16 protein-coding genes and 1 pseudogene are annotated in these 23,379 nt (G+C 71.3%); 12 read left to right on the forward strand and 5 right to left on the reverse strand.

Going from position 1 to position 23,379, the window contains the following annotated elements; genetic code table 11:
• Window positions 1–220, reverse strand: a pseudogene (locus G3I41_RS06595) (ATPase); the annotation flags it as partial.
• Between the two features lie 84 nt (window positions 221–304).
• Here G3I41_RS06595 and G3I41_RS06600 point away from each other — a divergent pair.
• The gene (locus G3I41_RS06600; protein WP_164399357.1) at window positions 305–982 is read left to right on the forward strand and encodes a uracil-DNA glycosylase; all 678 of its coding nucleotides are present in this window, start codon (window positions 305–307) and stop codon (window positions 980–982) included.
• A gap of 16 nt (window positions 983–998) precedes the next feature.
• Here the strand turns inward: G3I41_RS06600 and G3I41_RS06605 are convergent, their stop codons facing one another.
• Window positions 999–2,087 carry an exo-alpha-sialidase gene (locus tag G3I41_RS06605; RefSeq protein WP_164399358.1) on the reverse strand — a complete coding sequence of 363 codons (1,089 nt, stop codon included), beginning with the start codon at window positions 2,085–2,087 and terminating at the stop codon, window positions 999–1,001.
• A gap of 107 nt (window positions 2,088–2,194) precedes the next feature.
• On the reverse strand, window positions 2,195–3,253 hold the full coding sequence (locus tag G3I41_RS06610; protein WP_239081508.1) for a LacI family DNA-binding transcriptional regulator: 1,059 nt from the start codon (window positions 3,251–3,253) through the stop codon (window positions 2,195–2,197).
• Window positions 3,254–3,467: 214 nt separating this feature from the next.
• On the opposite strand from G3I41_RS06610, the gene G3I41_RS06615 reads away from it, so the two are divergent.
• The 10 genes from G3I41_RS06615 (at window position 3,468) to G3I41_RS06660 (ending at window position 18,985) form a co-directional block, all read left to right on the forward strand.
• Window positions 3,468–4,718: an extracellular solute-binding protein gene (locus G3I41_RS06615; RefSeq protein WP_164399389.1), complete on the forward strand. Its 1,251-nt coding sequence runs from the start codon at window positions 3,468–3,470 to the stop codon at window positions 4,716–4,718.
• A gap of 2 nt (window positions 4,719–4,720) precedes the next feature.
• Window positions 4,721–5,650: a sugar ABC transporter permease gene (locus tag G3I41_RS06620; RefSeq protein ID WP_143619846.1), complete on the forward strand. Its 930-nt coding sequence runs from the start codon at window positions 4,721–4,723 to the stop codon at window positions 5,648–5,650.
• Window positions 5,651–5,654: 4 nt separating this feature from the next.
• Window positions 5,655–6,548 carry a carbohydrate ABC transporter permease gene (locus G3I41_RS06625; protein WP_164399359.1) on the forward strand — a complete coding sequence of 298 codons (894 nt, stop codon included), beginning with the start codon at window positions 5,655–5,657 and terminating at the stop codon, window positions 6,546–6,548.
• A gap of 52 nt (window positions 6,549–6,600) precedes the next feature.
• Window positions 6,601–9,015, forward strand: a complete 2,415-nt coding sequence (locus tag G3I41_RS06630; RefSeq protein WP_164399360.1) for a glycoside hydrolase family 3 N-terminal domain-containing protein — start codon at window positions 6,601–6,603, stop codon at window positions 9,013–9,015.
• 155 nt (window positions 9,016–9,170) lie between these two features.
• A complete protein-coding gene (locus G3I41_RS06635; RefSeq protein WP_164399361.1) occupies window positions 9,171–10,256 on the forward strand; it encodes an endo-1,4-beta-xylanase in 1,086 nt (361 codons plus the stop codon).
• A gap of 20 nt (window positions 10,257–10,276) precedes the next feature.
• On the forward strand, window positions 10,277–13,489 hold the full coding sequence (locus tag G3I41_RS06640) for a glycosyl hydrolase 115 family protein (protein ID WP_164399362.1): 3,213 nt from the start codon (window positions 10,277–10,279) through the stop codon (window positions 13,487–13,489).
• 39 nt (window positions 13,490–13,528) lie between these two features.
• A complete protein-coding gene (locus G3I41_RS06645) occupies window positions 13,529–13,909 on the forward strand; it encodes a hypothetical protein (protein WP_164399363.1) in 381 nt (126 codons plus the stop codon).
• Window positions 13,910–13,983: 74 nt separating this feature from the next.
• Window positions 13,984–14,262 (forward strand): DUF1876 domain-containing protein, encoded by a 279-nt coding sequence (locus G3I41_RS06650; RefSeq protein WP_164399364.1) that lies wholly within the window; start codon window positions 13,984–13,986, stop codon window positions 14,260–14,262.
• Window positions 14,263–14,380: 118 nt separating this feature from the next.
• Window positions 14,381–15,478, forward strand: a complete 1,098-nt coding sequence (locus G3I41_RS06655; protein WP_164399365.1) for an NADH:flavin oxidoreductase/NADH oxidase — start codon at window positions 14,381–14,383, stop codon at window positions 15,476–15,478.
• Window positions 15,479–15,709: 231 nt separating this feature from the next.
• Window positions 15,710–18,985: a LamG-like jellyroll fold domain-containing protein gene (locus G3I41_RS06660; RefSeq protein ID WP_164399366.1), complete on the forward strand. Its 3,276-nt coding sequence runs from the start codon at window positions 15,710–15,712 to the stop codon at window positions 18,983–18,985.
• Between the two features lie 79 nt (window positions 18,986–19,064).
• Here G3I41_RS06660 and G3I41_RS06665 read toward each other — a convergent pair whose 3' ends face one another.
• Window positions 19,065–20,069: a LacI family DNA-binding transcriptional regulator gene (locus tag G3I41_RS06665; RefSeq protein ID WP_164399367.1), complete on the reverse strand. Its 1,005-nt coding sequence runs from the start codon at window positions 20,067–20,069 to the stop codon at window positions 19,065–19,067.
• A 140-nt stretch (window positions 20,070–20,209) separates the two neighbouring features.
• On the opposite strand from G3I41_RS06665, the gene G3I41_RS06670 reads away from it, so the two are divergent.
• Entirely contained in the window at window positions 20,210–21,049 is an 840-nt protein-coding gene (locus G3I41_RS06670; RefSeq protein ID WP_164399368.1) for a phytanoyl-CoA dioxygenase family protein, read from the forward strand.
• Window positions 21,050–21,100: 51 nt separating this feature from the next.
• Here G3I41_RS06670 and G3I41_RS06675 read toward each other — a convergent pair whose 3' ends face one another.
• A complete protein-coding gene (locus G3I41_RS06675) occupies window positions 21,101–23,371 on the reverse strand; it encodes an AbfB domain-containing protein (RefSeq protein ID WP_343242075.1) in 2,271 nt (756 codons plus the stop codon).
• Window positions 23,372–23,379: the final 8 nt, after the last annotated feature.

Genomic DNA, 23,379 nt, shown 5'->3' on the forward strand with positions numbered 1-23,379 from the left:
CGCCGGGGCCCTGCGCGCCGAGCAGCCCGCGTACGGCGGGCAGCACCTGCCCCAGGAGGTGCGCGGCGTCGATGCCGCGTGGTCCCGTGCGCACTGGACTCCCGCACGCGACGGTGGACAGCGGGGCGCCGGCCTCCGCCGTGCCCAGTGCCACCCGGAGCCCGGAGCCGCCCGAATCCACGCCGAGCACGAAGGCGCCCGGTTGTCCGTGTGGCGTCATGGACCGGCTCCCGGGGGCGTAGAGGTGGGGACGGGCAGCACCCTATCCCCGGGGCGCCGCGTTGCGCCGGTAGGGTGATCTTCTGTGACAGCGCGACCGTTGAACGAAGTAGTCGAGCCCGGCTGGGCCGACGCCCTGGCCCCCGTGGCGGGGCGCATCGCCGAGATGGGCGATTTCCTGCGCGCGGAGGTCGCGGCCGGCCGCACCTACCTCCCCTCCGGGGCGAACGTGCTGCGCGCGTTCCAGCAGCCCTTCGAGGACGTACGGGTCCTGATCGTGGGTCAGGACCCCTACCCCACACCGGGGATGGCGATCGGGCTGAGCTTCGCGGTCGCCCCGGACGTCCGCAGGCTGCCGGGCAGTCTGGAGAACATCTACCGCGAGCTCAACGCGGACCTCGGACTGCCCCGGCCGTCGAACGGCGACCTGACCCCGTGGACCCGTCAGGGCGTGCTGTTGCTGAACAGGGCGCTGACCACCGCTCCCCGTTCGCCCGGCGCCCACCGCGGCAAGGGCTGGGAGGAGGTCACCGAACAGGCCATCCGCGCCCTGGCCGCCCGGGGCAAACCGCTGGTGTCCGTGCTCTGGGGCCGCGACGCCCGCAACCTGCGGCCCCTGCTCGGCGACCTGCCGGCCATCGAGTCCGCCCACCCGTCCCCGATGTCCGCCGACCGCGGCTTCTTCGGCTCCAGGCCGTTCAGCCGGGTCAACGAGCTGCTCGTCGCCCAGGGCGCCCAGCCGGTCGACTGGCGCCTGCCGTAGGCCGCTCCCGCACGGCTCACACCTCGACCGACGCCGCCCGTACGCACAGCACGTCCGGGAGATGCGAGGCGAGCTGCTCCCAGCTGTCCCCGTCGTCCGCGCTCGCGTACACCTCGCCGTTGCGGTTGCCGAAGTACACCCCGGCCGGGTCCGCGTCGTCCGTGCAGAGCGCGTCACGCAGCACCGTGCCGTAGTGCGCGCTCTCGGGCAGGCCCGCCGACAGCGGCTCCCAGTGGGCGCCCGCGTCGGTGGTCCGGAAGACCCGGCAGCGGTGCTCGGCGGGCACCCGGTCGGCGTCGGCGTTGATGGGGAAGACGTACGCGGTGTCCGCCCGGTGCGGGTGGGCGGCCACGGCGAAGCCGAAGTCCGAGGGCAGGCCCGCGCCGATGTCCGTCCAGTTGCCCCCTGCGTCGTCACTGCGGAAGACGCCCCAGTGGTTCTGGAGGTAGAGGCGGTCGGGGTCGGCCGCGTCCCGACTGACCTTGTGCACGCACTGGCCGAACTCCGGGTCCGGGTCGGGCAGGAAGACCGCCGAGACCCCCTTGTTGGCCGGGGCCCAGCTCGCGCCGCCGTCGGAGGTCCGGAACACCCCGGCGGTGGAGACCGCGACCGTCACGGCGCGCGCGTCCCGCTCGTCGGTCAGGACCGTGTGCAGCCCCTCGCCGCCTCCGCCGGGCACCCACCGCGAACGCGTCGGGTGCTCCCACAGCGGGCGCACCAGCTCGAAGGACTCGCCGCCGTCCTCGGACCGGAAGAGCGCGGCCGGCTCCGTGCCCGCGTAGACCACGCCGGGCGCCTCGGGCCCCGCCGGCTGCAACTGCCACACCCGCTCCAGCGAGGTCCCGGTGAACTCGGGGAACTTCACCGCCGGGGTCTTCGGCTCGACCCAGCTCGCGCCCAGGTCGTCGGAGTGGAAAACGGACGGGCCCCAGTGCGCGCTGTCCCCGCCGACCAGCAGCCGGGGCCGGCCGCCCCGGGTGTCGATGGCGACCGAATAGATCGCCTGGGCGTTGAAATGCGGCCCCTCGAACTCCCACGTACCGCCGCGCCTGCGGCCGATGAAGAGCCCCTTGCGGGTGCCCACGGTGAGCAGTACCCCGGTCATGACCGAACCTCCCGAAACGCCGTTGTGCCGGATATCGGTCAGTCTGCACCCCGGGACTGACAGCGGCCCGGACCACGGCCCGGGGTGTCCCGGGGCGGGCGGACCTCTCAGCGGCAGGGCGGGGCCGTGCTGCTGCGGACCACCAGATTCGTCGCCAGGTCCACCCGGGTCGTGGCGGGCTGCCGGCCCCGGCCCAGGTCGAGGACCAGCCGGGCGGCCGTCTCGGCCATCTCTATCAGGGGCTGGCGCACCGTGGTCAGCGGCGGGCCGATCCACCGGGTGAGCGGCAGGTCGTCGAAGCCCACGACGCTCAGGTCCTCCGGGATGCGCAGACCCAGTTCGCGCGCCGCCTCGTACACGCCGAGCGCCTGGAGGTCGTTCCCGGCGAAGACGGCGGTCGGCCGGTCCGCCGAGCGCAGCAGCTCCATCCCGGCCGCGTACCCCGCCTCGTGCGAGAACTCGCCCTCGCGGATCAGTGACCGGTCGATCGGGATGCCGGCCGTCTCCAGGGCGGCCCGGTAGCCGTCCACCCGGGCCCGGCTGCACATCATCCGGGACGGCCCGCTGACCACGCCTATCCTGCGGTGGCCCAGGCCGGTGAGGTGGCGGGTCGCGGCCAGACCGCCCTGCCAGTTCGTCGTGCCGACCGACGGGATGTCGTCACCGGGGTCTCCGGCCGGGTCGACCACCGCGTACGGGATGCTGCGGCTGGTGAGCTGCGCGCGCTGGGCGGCGGTGAGGTCGGACAGGACCAGGATGACCCCGACCGGCCTGCGGGCCAGTACTCCGTCGACCCAGGTCTGCCCGGGGCTGAGGCGGCCCGCGCTCTCCGAGAGGACCAGGCTCAGGCCCTCCTCGCGTGCGACGTTCTCCACCCCGCGTACGACCTCCATGGCCCACGCGCTGTCCAGCTCGTGGAAGACCAGGTCGATGAGTTGCGACTGCGTGGTCGAGCCGCGTCTGCGGCGGTAGCCGTGCTGGAGCAGCAGCTCCTCGACCTTCGTGCGCGTACCGGGCGCGACATCGGCACGCCCGTTCAGCACCTTCGAAACTGTCGGAGCCGAGACTCCGGCCGCTCGGGCGATTTCCGCCAGCGTGGCAGTGCCGTCCGACGGCGCTGCGGCAGGCGCATTCTCCTGATGTGACTGGACGTTTGCGGGGCTCATAGAGCGAATCGTAACCGCCCGGCGGCCTCTTGGCGGCGAGGTCCTCCACGAAAAATTCGCTGTCCGCGACCTCTTGACTGGCCGGAAACCCAACCGTACGGTTCCGGCAACATTCGCAAGCAACTCCGAAAGATTCGACAGAGGTGCGGTCATGCGGTCGGGAATTTTCACTCAGGGCAAGCGCGCGGCGAGATGGACCGCCGCCGGTGCGGCCATGGTCATGGCGGGGGTCCTGGCGGGCTGCGGATCGGACGGCGGCAGCGGCGGCGACGGCGGCGGCACGCTGACCGCGTACGTCTACGGCGACGACGCGGTGAAGGTGCAGGAGGCCGCGGTCAAGGAGTTCAACAAGACCTCCGACGTCAAGGTCAAGCTCGTCCCGGTGCCCGGTACCGAGTACGTCAACAAGCTCCGCAGCGCCATGGGTTCCCCCAGCGCCCCCGACATCTTCTTCAACTGGGGCGGCGGCTCCATCAAGCCGTACGTGGACGCGAACCAGTTGGTCGACCTGACCTCGACGTTCAAGAGCGACGCCACCCTGAAGGACGGCTTCCTGCCCTCCATCGTCACGGCCGGCAGCCTCGACGGGAAGGTCTACGGCGTCCCGATGCGCGGTATGCAGCCCGTGATGCTCTTCTACAACAAGGCCCTCTTCGCCCAGAACGGCGTCACGGTCCCCAAGACGTGGGAGGACCTGCAGAAGGCCATCAAGACCTTCAAGGACAAGGGCATCACGCCGTTCGCCCTCGGCGGCTCCGACAAGTGGCCCGAGCTGATGTGGATGGAGTACCTGCTCGACCGGATCGGCGGCCCCGACGTCTTCCGGAAGATCCAGAACGGTGACAGCTCCGCCTGGGGCGACCCGGCCGTCCTGAAGACCGCCCAGACCGTCAAGCAGCTCGTCGACGACGGCGCGTTCGGCAAGAACTTCAACTCCGTCGACTACGGCAACGGCGGCGCGCCCACCCTGCTCAACAAGGGCAAGGCGGCCATGCACCTGATGGGCTCGTGGGAGTACTCCACCCAGCTCGGCAAGGCGCCCGACTTCGCCAAGAAGGACCTCGGCTGGACGAACTTCCCGACCGTCGCCGGCGGCGTCGGCGACCCGGCCGACGTGGTCGGCAACCCCACCAACTACTGGTCGGTGAACGCCCGCACCAAGCACAAGGACGAGGCCATAGCCTTCCTCAAGACCATGGCGTCCAAGTCCTACGCGCAGGCCCTCGTGGACAACGGCGACGTGCCCACCACCTCCAACGCCGCCTCCATGCTGAGCGGATCGCCGAACCCGAAGTTCGCCACCGACCAGTACGAGATGGTCCAGAAGGCGCCCGACTTCACCCTCTCCTGGGACCAGGCGCTGGAATCCAAGATCGCCACCCCGCTGCTCACCGAGATCAGCAAGCTGTTCGCCGGCAAGTCCACGCCCGAGCAGTTCGTCGCCGCAATGAAGGCCGTCAAGTAACGATGTCGCACGTCTCCTCGTCACCGAAGGTGCGCGGAGGACGGAAGGCGGCCGTCGGAAACGTCGGCCGCCCCCCGGTCGCCTGGGCGCTGCCCGGCATCCTCTTCTTCGCCCTCTTCGCGATCGTCCCGCTGGCGATCGCCGTGTACCTCTCCTTCTGCCACTGGGACGGGCTGAACGACCCGACCTCCGCCGGCACGGCCAACTGGACCCGGCTCTTCAAGGACCCCGAGTTCCGCCAGGCCGCCTGGCTCAGCCTGCTCCTCACCACCATCAGCTGGGCCTTCCAGACCCCGGTGGCCCTGCTCCTCGGCGTCTGGGCGGCCGGCCGGCAGCGCAGCCGCGCCGTGCTGTCCGCGATCTTCTTCATCCCGCTGCTGCTGTCCACCACCGCCATCGCGATGCTGTTCCACGCGCTGCTCGACCCCAACTTCGGAGTCATCAAGGAGATCGGGCCCTGGTTCGGGATCGACCCGAACATCATGGGCTCGTCCACCGGCGCCCTGCTCACCGTGGCGTTCGTCGGGGGCTGGCAGTTCATGCCCTTCCACACCCTGATCTACCAGGGCGGGACCCGGCAGATCCCGCAGGTCCTCTACCAGGCCGCCGAGATCGACGGCGCGGGAATGTTCCGGCAGTTCTTCCACATCACCCTGCCGCAGCTGCGCAACACCATCACGACCTCCTCCGTCCTGATGATCGTCGGCTCGCTGACCTACTTCGACACCGTGCTCATCATGACCAAGGGCGGCCCGGGCACGGACACCACCATCCTGCCGTACCTGATGTACCGCACCGGTTTCCAGACCTACGACCTCGGGTACGCCGCCGCGATCGCGACCGCCCTCGTCGTCGTGGCCACCGCGATCTCGCTGATCCTCGTCCGCTTCAGCGGCTTCGGGAACATGCGCTCCACCCGGGAAGGTATGTGACGCGATGTCGATCGACACCCGCCCCGCGGCGCGCCCCGCACGCCCCCTGAACCGCACCCGCCCGGCCACCGCCGCGCGCCGCCGCAAGTGGGGCAACCCGCTGGCCGGCCTCGGCTCGCTGGTCTGGCTCGTGCTCGTGATCGTCCCGCTCTACACGCTGGTCTCGTCCTCGCTGATGCACCAGGACGAGGCGCTGAACGGCGACCCGCTGGCCATCCCGACGAACCCGACGCTCGACAACTACCGCACGGTGCTGGACAGCGGCTTCTCCACGATGCTCTCCAACACGGCGATCGTCGCCGTGGCGACCACGGCGATCGTGCTGGTCCTCTCGATCCCCGTCGCGTACGTCGCGGTACGCACCCGCAGCAGGCTCTCCGGACTCGCCTTCCGCACCTTCCTGCTCGGCGTCGCCATCCCCGCCCAGGCCGTGATCGTGCCGCTCTACCTGCTCATCAGCAAGATGGGCCTGTACGACAGCCTGCCGGCCATCATCCTGCCGACCGCGGCGTTCGCGATGCCCGTGGCGGTGCTGATCCTCAGCGGCACCATGCGCGACGTCTCCGAGGAGATGTACGAGGCCATGGCGCTCGACGGCGCCTCGTCGCTGCGGATGCTGTGGCAGCTGGCGATCCCGATGTCCAAGGCGGGCATCAGCACGGTCGCGATCTACACGGCGCTCCAGGCGTGGAACGGCTTCCTGTTCCCGCTGATCCTGACCCAGTCGGAGGAGAACCGGGTGCTGACCCTCGGTCTCTTCAACTTCATGTCCCAGTTCGGGGTGAACATCCCGGCCGTGCTCGCCGCGATCGTGCTCTCCGTCGTACCGATCTTCGCCGTGTACCTCGTGGCACGGAAGGCACTGGTCAACGGACTGATGGGGGTGGGCGGCAAGTAACGCACCCACGCCGCCGCGTACCACCCCACTCTTGAGAGGATTTTCCGCCGCCATGGCAAACCCCCCTGTTCCGCATGCCCGCAGGACCGAAGCGGCCACCGCCGTCGACGGCCCGTGGCAGGACCCCGCGCTCGCCCCCGAGGAGCGCGTGGCCGATCTCGTCTCCCGGATGACCCTCCAGGAGAAGACCGCCCAGCTCTACGGAATCTGGGTGGGCGCCGACGCCGACGGGGAGGGGGTCGCCCCGCACCAGGACAAGATGGTCGACGCCGTCGACTGGGACGCGCTGATCCCCCGCGGGCTCGGTCAGCTGACCCGCCCCTTCGGCACCGCCCCCGTCGACCCCGCCGTCGGCGCGATCTCGCTCGCCCGCGCGCAGAGGGCCATCACGGGCGCCGGCCGCTTCGGGATCCCGGCGCTCGCCCACGAGGAGTGCCTGGCCGGCTTCACCGCCTGGGGCGCCACCGCCTACCCCGTCCCGCTCTCCTGGGGCGCCGCCTGGAACCCGGACCTGGTCACCGAGATGGCCCACCGGATCGGCAGCGACATGCGGTCCGTGGGCATCCACCAGGGCCTCGCCCCGGTCCTGGACGTGGTGCGGGACCTGCGCTGGGGCCGTGTCGAGGAGACCATCGGCGAGGACCCCTACCTCGTCGCCACGATCGGTACCGCGTACGTGAAGGGCCTGGAGTCCGCCGGCATCGTCGCCACCCTCAAGCACTTCGCCGGGTACGCGGCATCGGCCGGCGCCCGCAACCTCTCGCCGGTCCGGGCCGGGGCCAGGGAACTGGCCGACGTCATCCTGCCGCCCTTCGAGATGGCCCTCCTCGACGGCGGCGCCCGCTCCGTCATGCAGTCGTACGCGGAGATCGACGGGGTGCCGTCGGCGGCCGACCCCGCCCTGCTCACCGGGCTCCTCCGCGACACCTGGGGCTTCGAGGGCACCGTCGTCGCCGACTACTTCGCCATCGGCTTCCTGGAGACCCTGCACAAGGTCGCCGAGGGCCGCGCCGACGCCGCCCGCCTCGCGCTGAACGCCGGGGTCGACGTGGAACTGCCCACCGTCCGCAGCTACGGCGACGAACTCGCCGCCGCCGTCCTGGCCGGTACGGTCCCCGAGGCCCTGGTCGACCGCGCCCTGCACCGGGTCCTGCTCCAGAAGTGCGAACTCGGGCTGCTCGACCCCGACTGGACCCCGCTCCCCGCGCTCCTGCGCGACACCGACCCGGAGCGGGCCCGCGAGACGATCGACCTGGACCCGCCGCGCAACCGCGCCCTCGCCCGCGAACTGGCCGAACAGGCCGTGGTCCTGCTCGCCAACCCGCAGGGGGCGCTGCCGCTCGCCGGCACCGGGCGGATCGCGGTGATCGGCCCCCGCGCCGACGACGCGCTCGCCATGCTCGGCTGCTACTCCTTCCCCAGCCACGTCGGCGTCCTGCACCCCGAGACCGCCATGGGCATCGACATCCCCACCGTGCTCGACGCGGTGCGCGGCGAGTTCCCCGCAGCCACGGTCACCGGCGCCCCGGGCTGCGAGGTGGACGGCACCGACACCTCGGGCATCGCGGAGGCGGTGGGCCTGGCCCGGGACGCGGACGTGTGCGTCGCCGTACTCGGCGACCGGGCCGGGCTCTTCGGGCGCGGCACCTCGGGCGAGGGCTGCGACGCCGACGACCTCGCGCTCCCGGGCGTGCAGGGCGAACTGCTCGACGCGCTGCTGGACAGCGGCACCCCGGTCGTCCTGGTCCTGCTGACCGGCCGCCCGTACGCGCTCGGCCGCTGGGCGGACCGTGCGGCCGCCGTGGTCCAGGCGTTCTTCCCCGGTGAGGAGGGCGGTCCGGCCCTGGCCTCCGTGCTCTCCGGCCGGGTCAGCCCGTCCGGCCGGCTGCCGGTCTCCGTCCCCCGCCACCCGGGCGGCCAGCCGTGGACCTACCTCCAGCCGCCGCTCGGGCTCGCCAACGGCGTCAGCAACCTGGACCCGACGCCGCTGTACCCCTTCGGCCACGGCCTCACCTACACCTCCTTCGCCTGGGAGCCCGGCGCCCCCGCCCCGGAGGAGATCCCCACCGACGGCTCCGCCGACATCGAGCTGACCGTCCGCAACACCGGGGACCGGGCGGGCGCGGAGGTCGTCCAGCTCTACGTGCACGACCCGGTCGCCCAGACGACCCGGCCCGACACGCGGCTCATCGGCTACGCCCGGGTCCCGCTCGACGCGGGCCAGGAGGCGCGGGTGCGCTTCCGGTTCCACGCCGACCTGGTGTCCTTCACCGGCATCGGCGGACGGCGCGTCGTGGAGCCGGGCGCGCTGGAGCTGCGGCTCGCCACGTCCAGCGGTGCCGAGGACATCCGGCACACGGTGCACCTGCGCCTCACCGGTCCCGAGCGCACGGTGGATCACCGGCGCCGGCTGGTGTGCGGCGCGGAGGTCGAAGCCGTGCCGGCGGCCGCCCCCGTACAGGGCTGACCGCACCCCGAACCCCGGGCGGGGGCGCCGCCGCCCTTACCGCAGCGCCCCCGCCCGGTCCAGAGATCCACGAAACTTTCGAAACACCCGTTCCCGCGCACGCCCCCTCGGTCACCGGGGACCGGTCGTGCGCGCTCTCTCGAAGGGTTTCTGTCATGCGCAAGCCAATCAAGGCTGTTCTGGTCGGCACCGCCGCCGCGGCCCTGCTCGCCCCGGGCACCATCAACGCCTTCGCCCGCGACGACCACGGACGCGGGCACCAGGACACGCGGGCCACCACCCTCGGCGCCCTCGGTCTGCGGTCGGGTGTGCGCATCGGCACCGCCGTCGACATGGCGGCCCTGGCGGACGACGCGCCCTACCGCGCCAAGGCCGCGGGCGAGTTCAGCTCGGTCACCCCCGAGAACGTCATGAAGTGGGAGGTCGTCGAGCCGAACCGCGGCCAGTACGACTGGAAGGAGGCCGACAAGCTGGTCGACTTCGCCCGTGCCAACGGCCAGCTCGTGCGCGGCCACACCCTGCTCTGGCACAACCAGCTGCCCGCCTGGCTCACCACCGGCGACTTCACCGCCGACGAGCTGCGCGCCATCCTGCGCAAGCACATCACCGACGAGGCCCGCCACTTCAAGGGCCGCATCTGGCAGTGGGACGTCGTCAACGAGGCGTTCAACGAGGACGGCAGCCTGCGCGACAGCATCTGGCTCCAGAAGCTGGGCCCCGGCTACATCGCGGACGCCTTCCGCTGGGCCCACGAGGCCGACCCGAAGGCCAAGCTCTTCATCAACGACTACAACATCGAGGGCGTCAACGCGAAGAGCACCGCCCTCTACGACCTGGTCGTCAAGCTGCGCAAGCAGCACGTACCGGTCCACGGCGTCGGCATCCAGGGCCACCTGTCCGTCCAGTACAACGCGCCCCACGACATCGCCGAGAACATGAAGCGGTTCGACGACCTCGGCCTGGAGACCGCGATCACCGAGGCCGACGTCCGCATCCCGATGCCCTCCGACAGCACCAAGCAGGAGGCGCAGGCCGAGGGCTACGACGTGCTCCTGCGCGGCTGCCTGCTCACCCGCAAGTGCACCGACTTCACGGTGTGGGGCTTCACCGACAAGTACTCCTGGGTGCCCGGCACCTTCGAGGGCGAGGGCGCGGCCAACCTCTTCGACGAGGACTACAAGGCCAAGCCCGCCTACAGCGCCCTGCGCGACGACCTGCTGCTCGCCGGCGGCCGTAACTGAGTACGGAGAAGGAGAGCAGGATGGACAGCGACACTCCCGGCCCCGGCAGCTCCGCCAACGGCACGCCCCGCCGGGCCACCCGCAGATCGGTCCTCGGCCTCGGCCTGGGCCTCACCGCACTCACCGCCACACCCCTCGGCTCCCTCGTCGGACTGACCGGTGAGGCGTCCGCCACCGGCCACGGCCCCGCGCCCCGGCCCACCGACCCCGGCGCCTACATCTCGTTCACCGCGCGGCGCGGCAGCTTCCCGCTGGTCAGGCACGGACGGGCGGCACCGCTCCTGGTCAGCGACCGCGACTGGCCGGGCGTCGTCAGGGTCGCCGGCGACCTCCGCGACGACATCGAACGCGTCACCGGGGTCCGCCCCGCCCTGTCGCACGGGGCGGTGCCCAAGGCCCGCGAGATCACCGTCGTCGGCACCGTGGGCCGAAGCCCCCTGATCGACCGGCTGGTCGCCGACGGCCGGCTCGACGTCTCCTCGATCCGGGGCAAGTGGGAGACGAGCCTCCAGACCGTCGTCGAGCACCCGCTGCCCGGTGTCGAGCGCGCCCTCGTCATCGCGGGCAGCGACCAGCGCGGGACGATCTTCGGCGCCTACGACGTCTCGCGCGGCATCGGCGTCTCGCCCTGGTACTGGTGGGACGACGTCGTCCCCGTGCAGCGCGACGAGATCCACGTACTGCCCGGACGGCACACCCAGGGCACCCCGGCCGTGAAGTACCGCGGCTTCTTCATCAACGACGAGAACCCGGCGCTCGGCACCTGGGCACCCGCGTACTTCGGCCCCGGCAAGGCGCCCGGCTTCGAGGGCGGCTTCAACGCGGACTTCTACGCCCGTGTCTTCGAGGTCATGCTCCGGCTCAAGGCCAACTACCTGTGGCCGGCCGTCTGGGGCCGTGCCTTCGCCGAGGACGATCCGCTCAACCACGCCACCGCCAAGGCGTACGGCGTCGTCATGGGCACCTCGCACGAGGCACCCATGATGCGCGGCATCGAGGAGTGGAACCGGCACGCCGTCGCCGCCGTGCGCGACAGCGAGGGCACCATCACCACCCCCGGCCACGACCCCTACGGCGGCACCGGCGAGTGGTCCTTCCGGCGCAACGCCGACGCGCTCAAGGCGTACTGGGCGGACGGCATCCGCCGGATGAAGGACGAGGACTTCGAGGGCGTCGTCACGCTCGGCATGCGCGGCAACGGCGACGTCAGCCTCCCGGACGGCGACGGCATCGAGCTGATGAGCGAGATCATCGCCACCCAACGGCAGATCCTCGCCGAGGTCTCCGGCAAGGACGTCACCACCATCCCGCAGGTCTGGACCCTCTACAAGGAGGTCCAGCGCTACTGGGACCGGGGCCTGCGCGTTCCCGACGACGTCACCGTGGTGCTCACCGACGACAACTGGGCCAATGTCCGCAAGCTCCCCGACCCCGCCGAGGGCCCGAGGCGGGGCGGCTACGGGCTGTACTACCACTTCGACTACGTGGGCGTCGGGCGCAACTACAAGTGGGTCGACACCGCGTCCCTCCCCAACATGTGGGACCAGCTCCACCAGTGCCACGCGTACGGCAACCACGGCCTCTGGGTCACCAACGTCGGGGACCTCAAGGGCAACGAGCTGCCCACGCAGTTCTTCCTGGAGTACGCCTGGAACCCGGAGCGCTGGACCCTGGACCGGCTGCCGGAGTGGGAGGAGACGTACGCCCGGCAGAACTTCGGCGAGAAGCAGGCCGCCGAGATCGCCTCCGTCCTGCGTGAGTACGCCCGGCTCCAGGCCCGCCGCAAGCCCGAACTGCTCAACCGGCGCATCACCCTCGACCCGGCCAAGGACCCCGCGACCGACAGCTCGGCCGTGGTCTACGACGACCGGGCGACCCCCTTCAGCCTCGTCCACTACCGCGAGCTGGAACGCGTCACGGACGAGTGGCGCCGGCTCGGCGAGCGCGCCGGGCGGATCGGGCGCAGGCTGCCCGCCTCCGCGCAGGACGCCTGGTACGAACTGGTCGGCTACGAGGTCGCGGCCACCGCCAACCTGTACGCGCTGCGCGAGGCGGAGTTCACCAACATCCACTACGCGGCCCAGGGCCGGGCCCTCACCAACGAGCTGGCGGCCACCGCGGAGGCGCGGCTCGCCGACGACCTCGCCCTGGCCGACCGCTTCAACAAGAAGGTCGCGGGCGGCAAGTGGCAGGGCTTCCAGACCCAGCCGCACATCGACTACGGCGACGTCGAACGCTATGGGCCCAACGCGCCCTGGCAGCAGCCCGAGATCGACAACGTCGCCATCAAGGACGTGCTCTTCCCGGCCGTCAAGCGCATCGACCTGCCGGCGGCGGCCGCGATGGGTGTCGCCGTCGACGGTTCCACGGCGTGGTGGCCGCACGAGACCGCGCCCGCCGTGCTGCCGGTGTTCAGCCCCTATCAGACCCGGCCCGCGCAGTACATCGAGGTGTTCAACCGGGGCCGCGCCCCGTTCGACTACCGGGTGCGGACCGGAGCGTCCTGGCTGACCGCCGACCGGGTGCGCGGACGCGTCACCACGCAGGACCGGATCACCCTGCGCGTCGACTGGGACCGCGCGCCCAAGGGCGTCACCCGCGTCCCGGTCACCGTCACCGGGCCGGACGGGGCCGAGGTGACGGTGACGGCGGTGGCGGACCGCCCGACGCTCTCCCGGTCCCGGCTCGGCGGCTTCGTGGAGGCCGGGGGACACGTGTCCATCGAGGCCGACCACTACCACCGGGCGGTCGGCGGCGGGGGCGTCAGCTGGCAGCGCATCCCGGACATCGGTCGCACCGGGGCCGGCATGGAGCCCTTCCCGGTCACTGCCGCCCGCCGGACGCCCGGCGGCCGGAGCCCGCGCCTGGAGTACCGGGTCAGCCTCTTCACCACCGGGCCGGTCACCGTGTACGCGTACCTCTCGCCCCGTAACAACGCGCTGCCGACCGACGGGCTGACGTACGCGGTCTCCTTCGACGACGCCGCCCCGCAGCGGGTGAACGTCACGAAGGCGACGGGGGCCGACGACGGGACCATGAACGCCCAGTGGGCCCGGCACACCTCTGACAACGTCAACATCACCGGCACGGTCCACCGCATCGCCGGCCCCGGGACGCATGTGCTGAAATTCTGGATGGTCGACCCGACGGTGGTCCTCCAGAACCTGGTGATCGACACCGGCGGCCTCGAACCGAGCTACCTGGGCCCGCCGGAAAGCCTCCGGCTGGACTGAGCCCGGGGGGCACGGAACGTACACGGGAAGGTGCGCACGATGACGGACGAGCACAGGGGCGGCGGAATCCTGGAGGTCGCCCCCGCCGGGGCGGAGGTCGGGATCACGGTCGCCACCCCGTCCGGCGAGCGCACCTTCCTGTGCACCCCGGCCCGGGCCCGGGAACTGGCCGCCGCTCTCGGTCTCGCGGCGGACGAGGCCGAGAGCGGGCCGGCCGAGCCCGTCACCGTCCGGGCGGACGAACTGCACCGGGGCGATGTGCGTGACGGCGACCGCGCCATGACCGTGGAGGCCGTCCGCGTCGAAGCCGGCACCGCCCACGTCACCTGGGCGTCCGGCGCCGGACGCAGCTGGAACCAGATGTACGACGCCGACGCCGCCATCCCGCTCCGGCGCCGGGGCCGGCTGCCGGGCGCCTGAGCGAGGGCCGCCCGTTCGCGCGCGGCCCGGCGGCGGGCGCACCCTGGAAGGGAGATCTTCCGGAGGTGGACCCCATGACCCGAACCGCTGTCGGATGGCACATCGAGCTCGCATTCGAGGAGGACACCCACCGCACCCGCGCGGCCGCCCTGGTGCGGCTCTCCGACGGACAGGAGGTGCGCGCCCACGGCTACGCCAGCCGCCACCCCTCCGACGCCGAGCAGCCCCGGGTGGGGGAGGAGATCGCCGGGGCCAGGGCGCTCAACGAACTGGCGATGAAGCTGCTGACCAAGGCGCATGACGAGATAGACGACGCGGCCGGCCGCAGCTCGTACCCGCTGAAACCCCGCTGACCCCGCCCCGGCGAGGCCGCGGGCCACTTGTACGAGAGGGGTCGTAATTTGACGGGCGTCGTACTACGGGATGTATCGTACTAGCGATCCTTCCGTACCCGGCGAAACGGAGTCCGTCGTGAGTGCCCTCTTCGAGCCCTGCACCCTCAGGTCGCTTGTCGTGCCCAATCGGGTGTGGATGGCGCCGATGTGCCAGTACAGCGCCGCGGTGGAGGGGCCCGAGACGGGTGTGCCCAACGACTGGCACTTCGCCCACCTCGCGGCCCGTGCCACCGGCGGCACCGGCCTGATCCTCACCGAGGCCACGGCCGTGAGCCCGGAGGGCCGCATCAGCCCGGCCGACCTCGGCATCTGGAACGACACCCAGGTCGAGGCGTTCCGCCGGATCACCGAGTTCGTCAAGGCGCAGGGCTCGGTCGTGGGCATCCAGCTCGCCCACGCCGGGCGCAAGGCGTCGACCGCCGCCCCCTGGACCGGCGGCGGCCCCGTCGGCCCCGAGGCGCACGGCTGGACCCCGGTCGGCCCCAGCCCGCTGCCGTTCGACGAGGGCTACCCGGTCCCGCACGAGCTGACCACCGACGAGATCGCGGGCGTCGTGGACGACTTCCGCCAGGCCGCCCGCCGCGCCCTCGACGCGGGCTTCCAGGTCGCCGAGGTGCACGGTGCGCACGGCTACCTCATCGGCCAGTTCCTCTCCCCGCACAGCAATCACCGCACCGACGAGTACGGCGGGAGCTTCGAGAACCGCGTGCGCCTCGCCCTCCAGGTGGTCGACGCCGTACGCGAGGTGTGGCCCGAGGAACTGCCGGTCTTCTTCCGCGTCTCCGCGACGGACTGGCTCACCGAGAACCCCGAGGACGAGCGCGAGGGCTGGACGGCCGACGAGACCGTTCGCCTCGCGGCGCTCCTGCGGGACCACGGGGTGGACCTGCTCGACGTCTCCACCGGCGGCAACGCGCCCCGCGCCCGTATCGCCACCGGTCCGGGCTACCAGGTGCCCTTCGCCGAGCGCGTGAAGCGGGAGACCTCGCTGCCGGTGGCGGCCGTCGGCCTCATCACGGACCCGCAGCAGGCCGAGAAGATCCTCACCGAGGGCCGCGCGGACGCCGTCCTCCTCGGCCGCGAGCTGCTGCGCAGCCCTTCCTGGGCCCGGGACGCGGCCGGCGCGCTGAACGGCACGGTGCACGCCCCCGCCCCGTACGGCTACGCCATCTGACCCGTCCTCAGGGTCCGCCCTTTCGTACCCGGCCGCCCCCTTCGCACCCAAGGTGTGCGAAGGGGGCGGTCTGCGTGCTCCCTCGCGGGGCGCGCGCCGACCGTTCTTTCTATCGTTGAAAAATCCTCGCGCACGACTGTTGTTTTGCGTTTGATGCTGTGGCTCAATGTTCGATTGTGTGCTGTGCCTCACAGGTTCGAGGCACTTCAGCTCTCTCGACAGGACGACGCCTTGAGACCACAAACGCCCCGCCCCCGCGCTCTGTTCAGGACGGCGGCCTGCGCCGCCGCGCTGCTCATCCCCCTCGGTGCCACGCTCGTCCCGGCCGCCGCGGCCGCCCCGGCGAGCGCCGCCTCGACCACCTTCAAGGCCGGTGACCCGGCCACCACCGTCCACGGGCTGAAGGGCGAGTACTTCAGCATGTCCGCGCCCGGCGCGCGGGACTTCGCCAAGCTCGGCGGGGTCGCCCTCGAACCGAACATCAACTTCCCCGGCCTCACGGGAACGTTCGAGTCGACCACCGGGCAGACCGAGAACACCACCGCCCGCTGGACCGGTTTCCTCACCGCTCCCGAGGACGGCGACTACACCTTCTCCGCCAGCGGCGACAACGGCTTCCGGCTCTTCATCGACGGCAAGGCCGTCATCGACCACTGGCAGCCCGACTGGGACAACGAGCAGACCAGCGAGCCGATCACGCTCAAGGCCGGCGAGGCGCACGAGTTCAAGCTGGAGATGTTCCAGGACACCGGCGGCGCGAACATGTTCCTGCGCTGGTCCAGCCCGAAGCTGGCCAGGCAGTTCGTCCCGGAGTCCGCCTTCACCCCGCCCGCCGACTTCGAGGTCTACCCGGTCGGGCTGAGCGTCGCGGACAACGGCACCGAGCTGCACGCCGTCTTCGACGACAAGGTCAGCGACTACGCGGACCTGAAGAACCACCTCACCATCGAGGCCGACACCACCCCGATGCCGGTCAAGTCCGTCACCCGGACCCGCGGCGGCAAGGAACTCGTCGTCAAGCTGGACGCGGCCGTCCTCAAGGACCAGCGCGTCAAGATCGCGTACGACGGCAAGGCCGGCCTGAAGGCGGGCGGCGAGACCGTCCCCGAGATCAACCGCACGGCCACCAACAACTCCACGCACCGCCTCACCACCAAGTGGGGCGACAAGGTCGACCGCGACCACCCGCTGCCCGAGTACCCCCGGCCGCAGCAGGTGCGCGACCAGTGGAAGAACCTCAACGGCCAGTGGGAGTTCGCCGGCGCCAAGGCCGGCGAGAAGCCCGTCTTCGGCAAGAAGCTCGGTGAGCGCATCACCGTGCCGTACCCGGTCGAGTCGCAGCTCTCCGGTCTGGAGCGCCACGAAGACCACATGTTCTACCGCAAGCTCGTCACCGTCCCTAAGAACTGGGCCGTCAAGGGCGACAAGCACGGCAAGAGCAACCGGCTGAAGCTCAACTTCGGTGCCGTCGACTACCAGGCCACCGTCTGGGTCAACGGCAAGAAGGTCGCCGAGCACACCGGCGGTTACACCGCCTTCACCACCGACATCACCGACGCGATCAAGGGCAGCGGCCCCCAGGAGATCGTCGTCGGGGTCACCGACACCACCGGCCCCGACCAGCCCACCGGCAAGCAGTCGGCCAACCCGGGCGGCATCTTCTACACCGCCTCCTCCGGCATCTGGCAGACCGTCTGGATGGAGCCCGTCGCCCCGGCGGCCGTCGACTCCCTGACGACCACCCCGGACATCGACAAGGGCAACCTCGCCCTGACGGTCAACTCCGAGAGCGCCTCGAAGTCCGCCACGGTCACCGCCGTCGCCCGTGACAAGAAGGGCAAGGTCGTCGGCAGGATCAGCGGCCCGGCCAACCGCGAGCTGAGCCTCCCGGTCGCCAAGCAGCACCTGTGGACCCCGGACGACCCGTACCTGTACGACCTGGAGGTCACCCTCAAGGACGGCAGCTCCAAGGACTCCGTCGACAGCTACTTCGGCATGCGCTCCGTCGGCATCGCCAAGGTCGGCGGCTACCAGAAGATCGTCCTCAACGGGAAGCCGTTCTTCTCGCTCGCCCAGCTCGACCAGGGCTTCTACCCGGACGGTCTGAACACCGCGCCCAGTGACGACGCGCTGGTCTTCGACCTGAAGGCGCAGAAGGACCTCGGCTTCAACTCCGTGCGCAAGCACATCAAGGTCGAGCCCGCCCGCTGGTACTACCACGCCGACCAGCTCGGTCTGTTCGTGTGGCAGGACTTCGTCTCCGGCAACCTCACCAACGAGAAGGGCCACCAGGCCTTCCTCGACCAGGGCGCCGAGATGATGAAGCAGCTGCACAACTACCCCTCGATCGGTTCCTGGATCGTCTTCAACGAAGGCTGGGGCGAATGGGACCGCACCGAGACCGGGAAGATCACCGAGAAGGTCCAGGCCGCCGACCCCTCCCGCATCGTCAACGCCCACAGCGGTGTCAACTGCTGCAACTCGAAGGGTGACTCGGGCAAGGGCGACATCATCGACCACCACGACTACAACAACACCGACCCGGCCTTCCCGGACGCGAACCGCGCCGCGATGGACGGCGAGCACGGCGGCTTCACGCTGCGGATGCCCGGTCACATGTGGCCCGGCGCCCCGACCGTGATCTACAGCGGTGTCGCCGACAAGGCCGCACTGACCGCCAAGTACGTCGAGAACACCCGCACGTACTACCTGGAAGCGGCCGGCGCCGAACTCTCCGGCTCCATCTACACCCAGGTGACCGACCTGGAGAACGAGCTCAACGGCCTCTGGACGTACGACCGCCGCGAGATCAAGGTCGACGCCGCCCAGGTCCGCGAGATCAACCGCGAGGTCATCGCCGCCGGCGCCGCGGCCGGCACCCGCACCCCGGTCAAGGGCGGCGGCTCCTGGTCGCTGGACGAGAACAAGGGCACCAAGGCCGCCGACAGCGGCCCGAACCACAAGGACCTGACCCTCTCCGAGGGCACGTCCTGGACCCCCGGCGTGCACGGCTCGGCGCTGAAGTTCAACGGTGAGGGCCAGTACGCGGAGACCGACGGCCCGGTCGTCGACACCACCGGCGACTACACCGTCTCGGCCTGGGCCTCCCTGGACGCCCTCCCGGGCAACTACGCCACCGTCGTCAGCCAGGACGGCCGGCGCCAGGAGAACCCGTTCTACCTCCAGTACGGTCAGGGCGCGTTCGCCTTCTCCACCCCCGGCGCCCACCGGGCCCGGGCGGAGATGACCCCGGAGCTCGGCCACTGGTACCACCTGGTCGGCGTCCGCAGCGGTGACCAGATCAAGCTGTACGTGGACGGCAAGCTCGCCTCCACCACCGCGGCCGGATCGGCCGACGTCAGCAGCGGCGCCCTGTCCGTGGGGCGCGCCAAGTGGTCGGGCAACAACACCGACTTCTGGAACGGCTCCGTGGACCAGGTCCAGGTGTACGACAAGGCGCTCACCGACCAGGAGGTGACCGCGCTCTACGACGGCGGGAAGGCGTAAGCCCCCCCGCTCCCAGAACCGCTCCCGGCGGTGCGCGGCACGGGCCCGCACCGCCGGGAGCTTCCGGCTGCCCGCCCGGCTACCCTCCGCTGCTCTCCCGCACCACCAGCCGGTGCGGCACCACGATCCGGCGCGCCGCCAGCCCCGAGAGCCGCCCGAGCACGCGCTCGCTCAGGCACTGCACCGCCCGCTCGGCGATCTGCGCCAGGTCGGGCGAGACCGTGGTCAGCGAAGGCGTGGAGAACCGCCCGTCCTCGATGTCGTCGAAGCCCACCAGCGCCAGCTCCTCGGGCACCCGCACCCCCCGCTCGCCGGCCGCCCGCAGCGCCCCCAGGGCCAGTTCGTCGCTGAAGCAGAACACCGCGTCCGGGCGCTCCGGCAGCTCCAGCAGCTCGCGCAGCGCCCGCGCCCCCTCCTCCCGGTGCAGGTCCGCCACCTCCACCTCGGCGGCCGGGCTCAGCCCCGCCTCGGCGAGCCCCAGCCGGAAGCCCTCGGCCCGGAGCTCGGCGGTGCCGTGGCCCAGCGCGGACTGGAGGCCGATCGCGGCGATCCGCCGGCGGCCGGCCGCCACCAGATGCCGGGCCGCGTCCCGGGCCGCCGCCACGTTGTCCAGGGCCACATGGTCGATGGACCCGTGCGGATCGAGTTCGCCGAGCACGACGAGCGGCAGGCCGCCCGCGAGCGAGGCCAGTGCGGCGGGGGACGTCGACCACGGGCTGATGACCATCCCGTCCACCTGGTGCCCCTCGGAGCCGTCCAGCAGCCTCCGCTCCAGGTCCGCCCGGCCCCCGGTCCGCTCCACGAGCACCGTCCAGCCGCGCTCCTGGGCCGCGTCGATGAGCAGGCCCGTCAGCGCGCCGAAGTAGGGGGAGTGGATCTCCGGGACGGCCACCCCGATGAGCCCCGTGCGGCCCTGACGGAGGTTGCGGGCGGCGAGGTTGGGCCGGTAGCCCAGCTCCTCCACCGCGGCGAGCACCCGGGCCCGGGTGCCGGGGGCCACGGCCGCGGCGTTGCTCACCACGTTGGAGACGGTCCTGACGGACACGCCCGCGAGCGCGGCCACGTCCTTGAGTCTCGCTGCCACGTTCGGTGCTCCTGCTCTCTGCCGGCGGGCTGTGCGCAGTGACCGTAACAGGTGGCGCGAGGTCTCCCCGTCCACACCCTTGCCACGTTGGTTGCAACGTTGCAATATGAGGGTGCTCCGAACGAAGGAAGGACCACACCATGACCGAGACCGCGACCACCACCGCCCCCTTCCCGCCCGCCGAGGACGCGGTGCGCGACCTGTACGGCCCGGGGATCACCGCCTGCCGCGGGGCGTTCGCCCCGGAGTGGGCGGACCGGATGCGCGAGGACATCGACGCGGCGTTCGCCGAGGCGCGCGGCCGGGAAGGCGGCGCGGTCGGCCGCGGCCCGCACCGCTACTACGTGGAGATCCACCCGGAGCAGCTGCGCGGCTTCGTGGACCTGGTCGACCACCCCTGGGTGCGCGCGGTGAGCGAGGCGGTGCTCGGCCCCGGCTACCGGATCGTGGAGCTGGGCTTCGACGTGCCGCTGGCCGGGGCGGTGAACCAGCCCTGGCACCGCGACTTCCCGATGCCGGAGGAGACCCGCCGCGACCGCAGGCTCACCTCGCTGGCGTTCAACCTCACCGCCGTCGACACCCGCGCGGACATGGGCCCGTTCGAGATCGCGCCCGGCACCCAGTGGGACGACGACGCCCGCTTCGGGCACGCGATGTTCCCGCGCCGTGAGGACTACCCGCGCTACGAGGCCCTGGCCGAGCGCAAGCACCCGCAGCGCGGCGACATCTCGGCGCGCTCGGCCCTGACCATCCACCGGGGCACGGCCAACCAGTCGCAGGACCCGCGCCCGGTCCTGGTCCTCGGCGTGGACGCCCCGGGAGCGGGGAACGACGGCCACCACGACATGGCGGTCACCCGGGGCTTCTGGGAGTCGCTGCCCGAGCGGGTCCGGGCACACCTGGGCTGCCCGGTCGTCGATGAGCTCGCGCCCATCGTGCAGAAGCACACCATCGAGGGCCTGGTCATGGGCGACGCATGACGAAACCGGGGTCCGGCGGCCAGGCCGCCGGACCCCGGTACTCAGCTCATCTCAGGGGGCCCAGGGCGCCTCCACCGCCCAGGTGGTGTCCTCGGTGAAGGTGGCCGGGTTGTCCCAGTCGTGCCCGCCGCCCGGGGTGGCCAGCCATACCTCCGAGTTGATGTGCCGCAGATAGCTGCCCGGCAGGTTCGCGCTGGTCAGCCGCACACCGCCGGAGCCGGCGACCGCACACCAGGTGGCGTCCGCCCTGTAGAGCGCGGAGCCGTCGTTCGCCTCGCGGCGGACCCGGAAGTCCCGGTGGCGCAGATACTCGCCCGGGTAGTTGCGCGACTCGAACGAGTAGCAGTTGCCGTTCGCCAGGCCCGGCACGATCTTCCAGGTGGCGTCGTTCTTCAGCAGCGCGCCGCTGTTGCCGTCGACCACCTCGGTGAAGGCCAGCGAGTCCTGGTGGCGCAGATACTTGTTGGTGTACCCGGGCGTGGTGACCCGCAGGGACGTGTAGCCCCCGGTGGGCAGGGTCACCGGCGGGGCCGGGTTCTTCGAGGCGTTGATGAGGGCCTGGTTCGCGGCCCGCACCCGGGCCGTGTCCACCTTGACGACCTGGCGGTCGTAGGTGAGCAGCCCGTTGGCCTCGTTCTCCACATCGGTGATCTCGGTGTACACCGAGGCGGAGAGCCCTGCGGGGAGCTGGCCGATGCGGATGCCGTCGATCAGCCCGGTGAACCGGTTGTTCAGCGCGGCGATGCTGGGCTGGTCCTCGTAACTGAAGCCGCCGCCGGGAAACCACTCGTGCCCGGGGACCTTGTACCCCAGCCCGCCGAACTCGCCGAGGACGGCCGCCCGGGTCGCGGTCGGCGCGGTGTTGCCCGGGCCGACGTAGATGTGGTTGTCCACGACGTCACCGTTGCCGCCGTCCACCGAGCCGCAGCAGTTGACCCCGCTCATGTTGTCGACCAGCCGGGTCGGGTCGTACGCCTTGACCTCGTTCGCGATCCTGGCCTGGTCGTACTGCCCCCAGCCCTCGTTCTGGTCCACCCACATCACCAGCGACGGAGAGCTGCGGTGCTGGTCGATGATCGCGTGGAACTCGGCCTCCCACTGGGTGCGGGCCGCCGCACTCGGGGACTTGCCGGTGTCCATGGCCGGCATGTCCTGCCAGACCAGGAGGCCCAGCTTGTCCGCCCAGTAGAACCAGCGCTGCGGTTCGACCTTGATGTGCTTGCGGACCATGTTGAACCCGAGGTCCTTGTGGGCCTGGAGGTCCGACTTCAGGGCGGCGTCGGTCGGCGCGGTGTAGATGCCGTCCGGCCAGTAGCCCTGGTCCAGGGTGCCCGTCTGGAAGACGAACGTGCCGTTCAGCACCGGCCGCAGGACGTTGTCGACCTTCGCGATCGCGATCGAGCGCATCCCGGTGTAGCTGCCGACCGAGTCCGTCACCGCCGTACCGTCGAGCAGTTCCGCCCTGACGTCGTAGAGGAACGGGTCGTCCGGAGTCCACAGACGCGTGTTCGGCACCGGTACGGAGACCGTGGAGCCGACCGGACCCGTGGCCGAGCCGACCACCGCGCCGCCGCTGGACACGGTGACCCTGGTCGTACGCCCGGAGGCGGAGGCGGCCTGCACCTTGACCCGCAGGGTGCTGTCGCCCAGGCTCGGCGTCATGTCCAGCCGGGTGATGTGCGCGGCGGCGACCGGTTCCAGCCACACCGTCTGCCAGATGCCGGAGGCGGCGGTGTAGAAGATCCCGCCCCCGCTGTGCGGCCGCACATCATTGATGCGCTGCTTGCCGACCGCCTGGCCGCCGGTCTGCGTCGGGTCGTAGACGGACACCACGATCGTGTTCGTACCGCCGTTCAGCTGCGGCGTGATGTCGTACGAGAACGAGTCGTAGCCGCCCTTGTGCGCGCCCACCTGGGTGCCGTTGACCCAGACCGTGGTCTGCCAGTCGGACGCGCCGAAGTTGAGCACGGTCCGGCGGCCGTTCCAGTTCGTCGGGACGGTGAAGGTGCGCTTGTACCAGAGCTTGTCGTTCTCGGTGATCCTGCGCTGGATGCCGGAGAGCGCGGACTCGGCGACGAACGGCACCCGGATCTGCTCCGGCCACGAGGACGGCTGCCCGGCGTCCCGGCCGGTCACCGCGAAGTCCCAGATCCCGTTGAGGTTGGCCCAGTCGGACCGGGTCAGCTGCGGGCGCGGGTACTCCGGCAGCGGCTTGTCGACCGGGACCTGACTGGTCCAGGGCGTCGTCATCGGCGGCGTCTTGGGCGACCAGGACGCGGCACCGGCCGGCGAGGCGCCGACCCCGACCAGCGCGGAGGACACCAGCGCCA

This window comes from Streptomyces sp. SID9727, assembly GCF_010550605.1.
GTDB lineage: Bacteria > Actinomycetota > Actinomycetes > Streptomycetales > Streptomycetaceae > Streptomyces.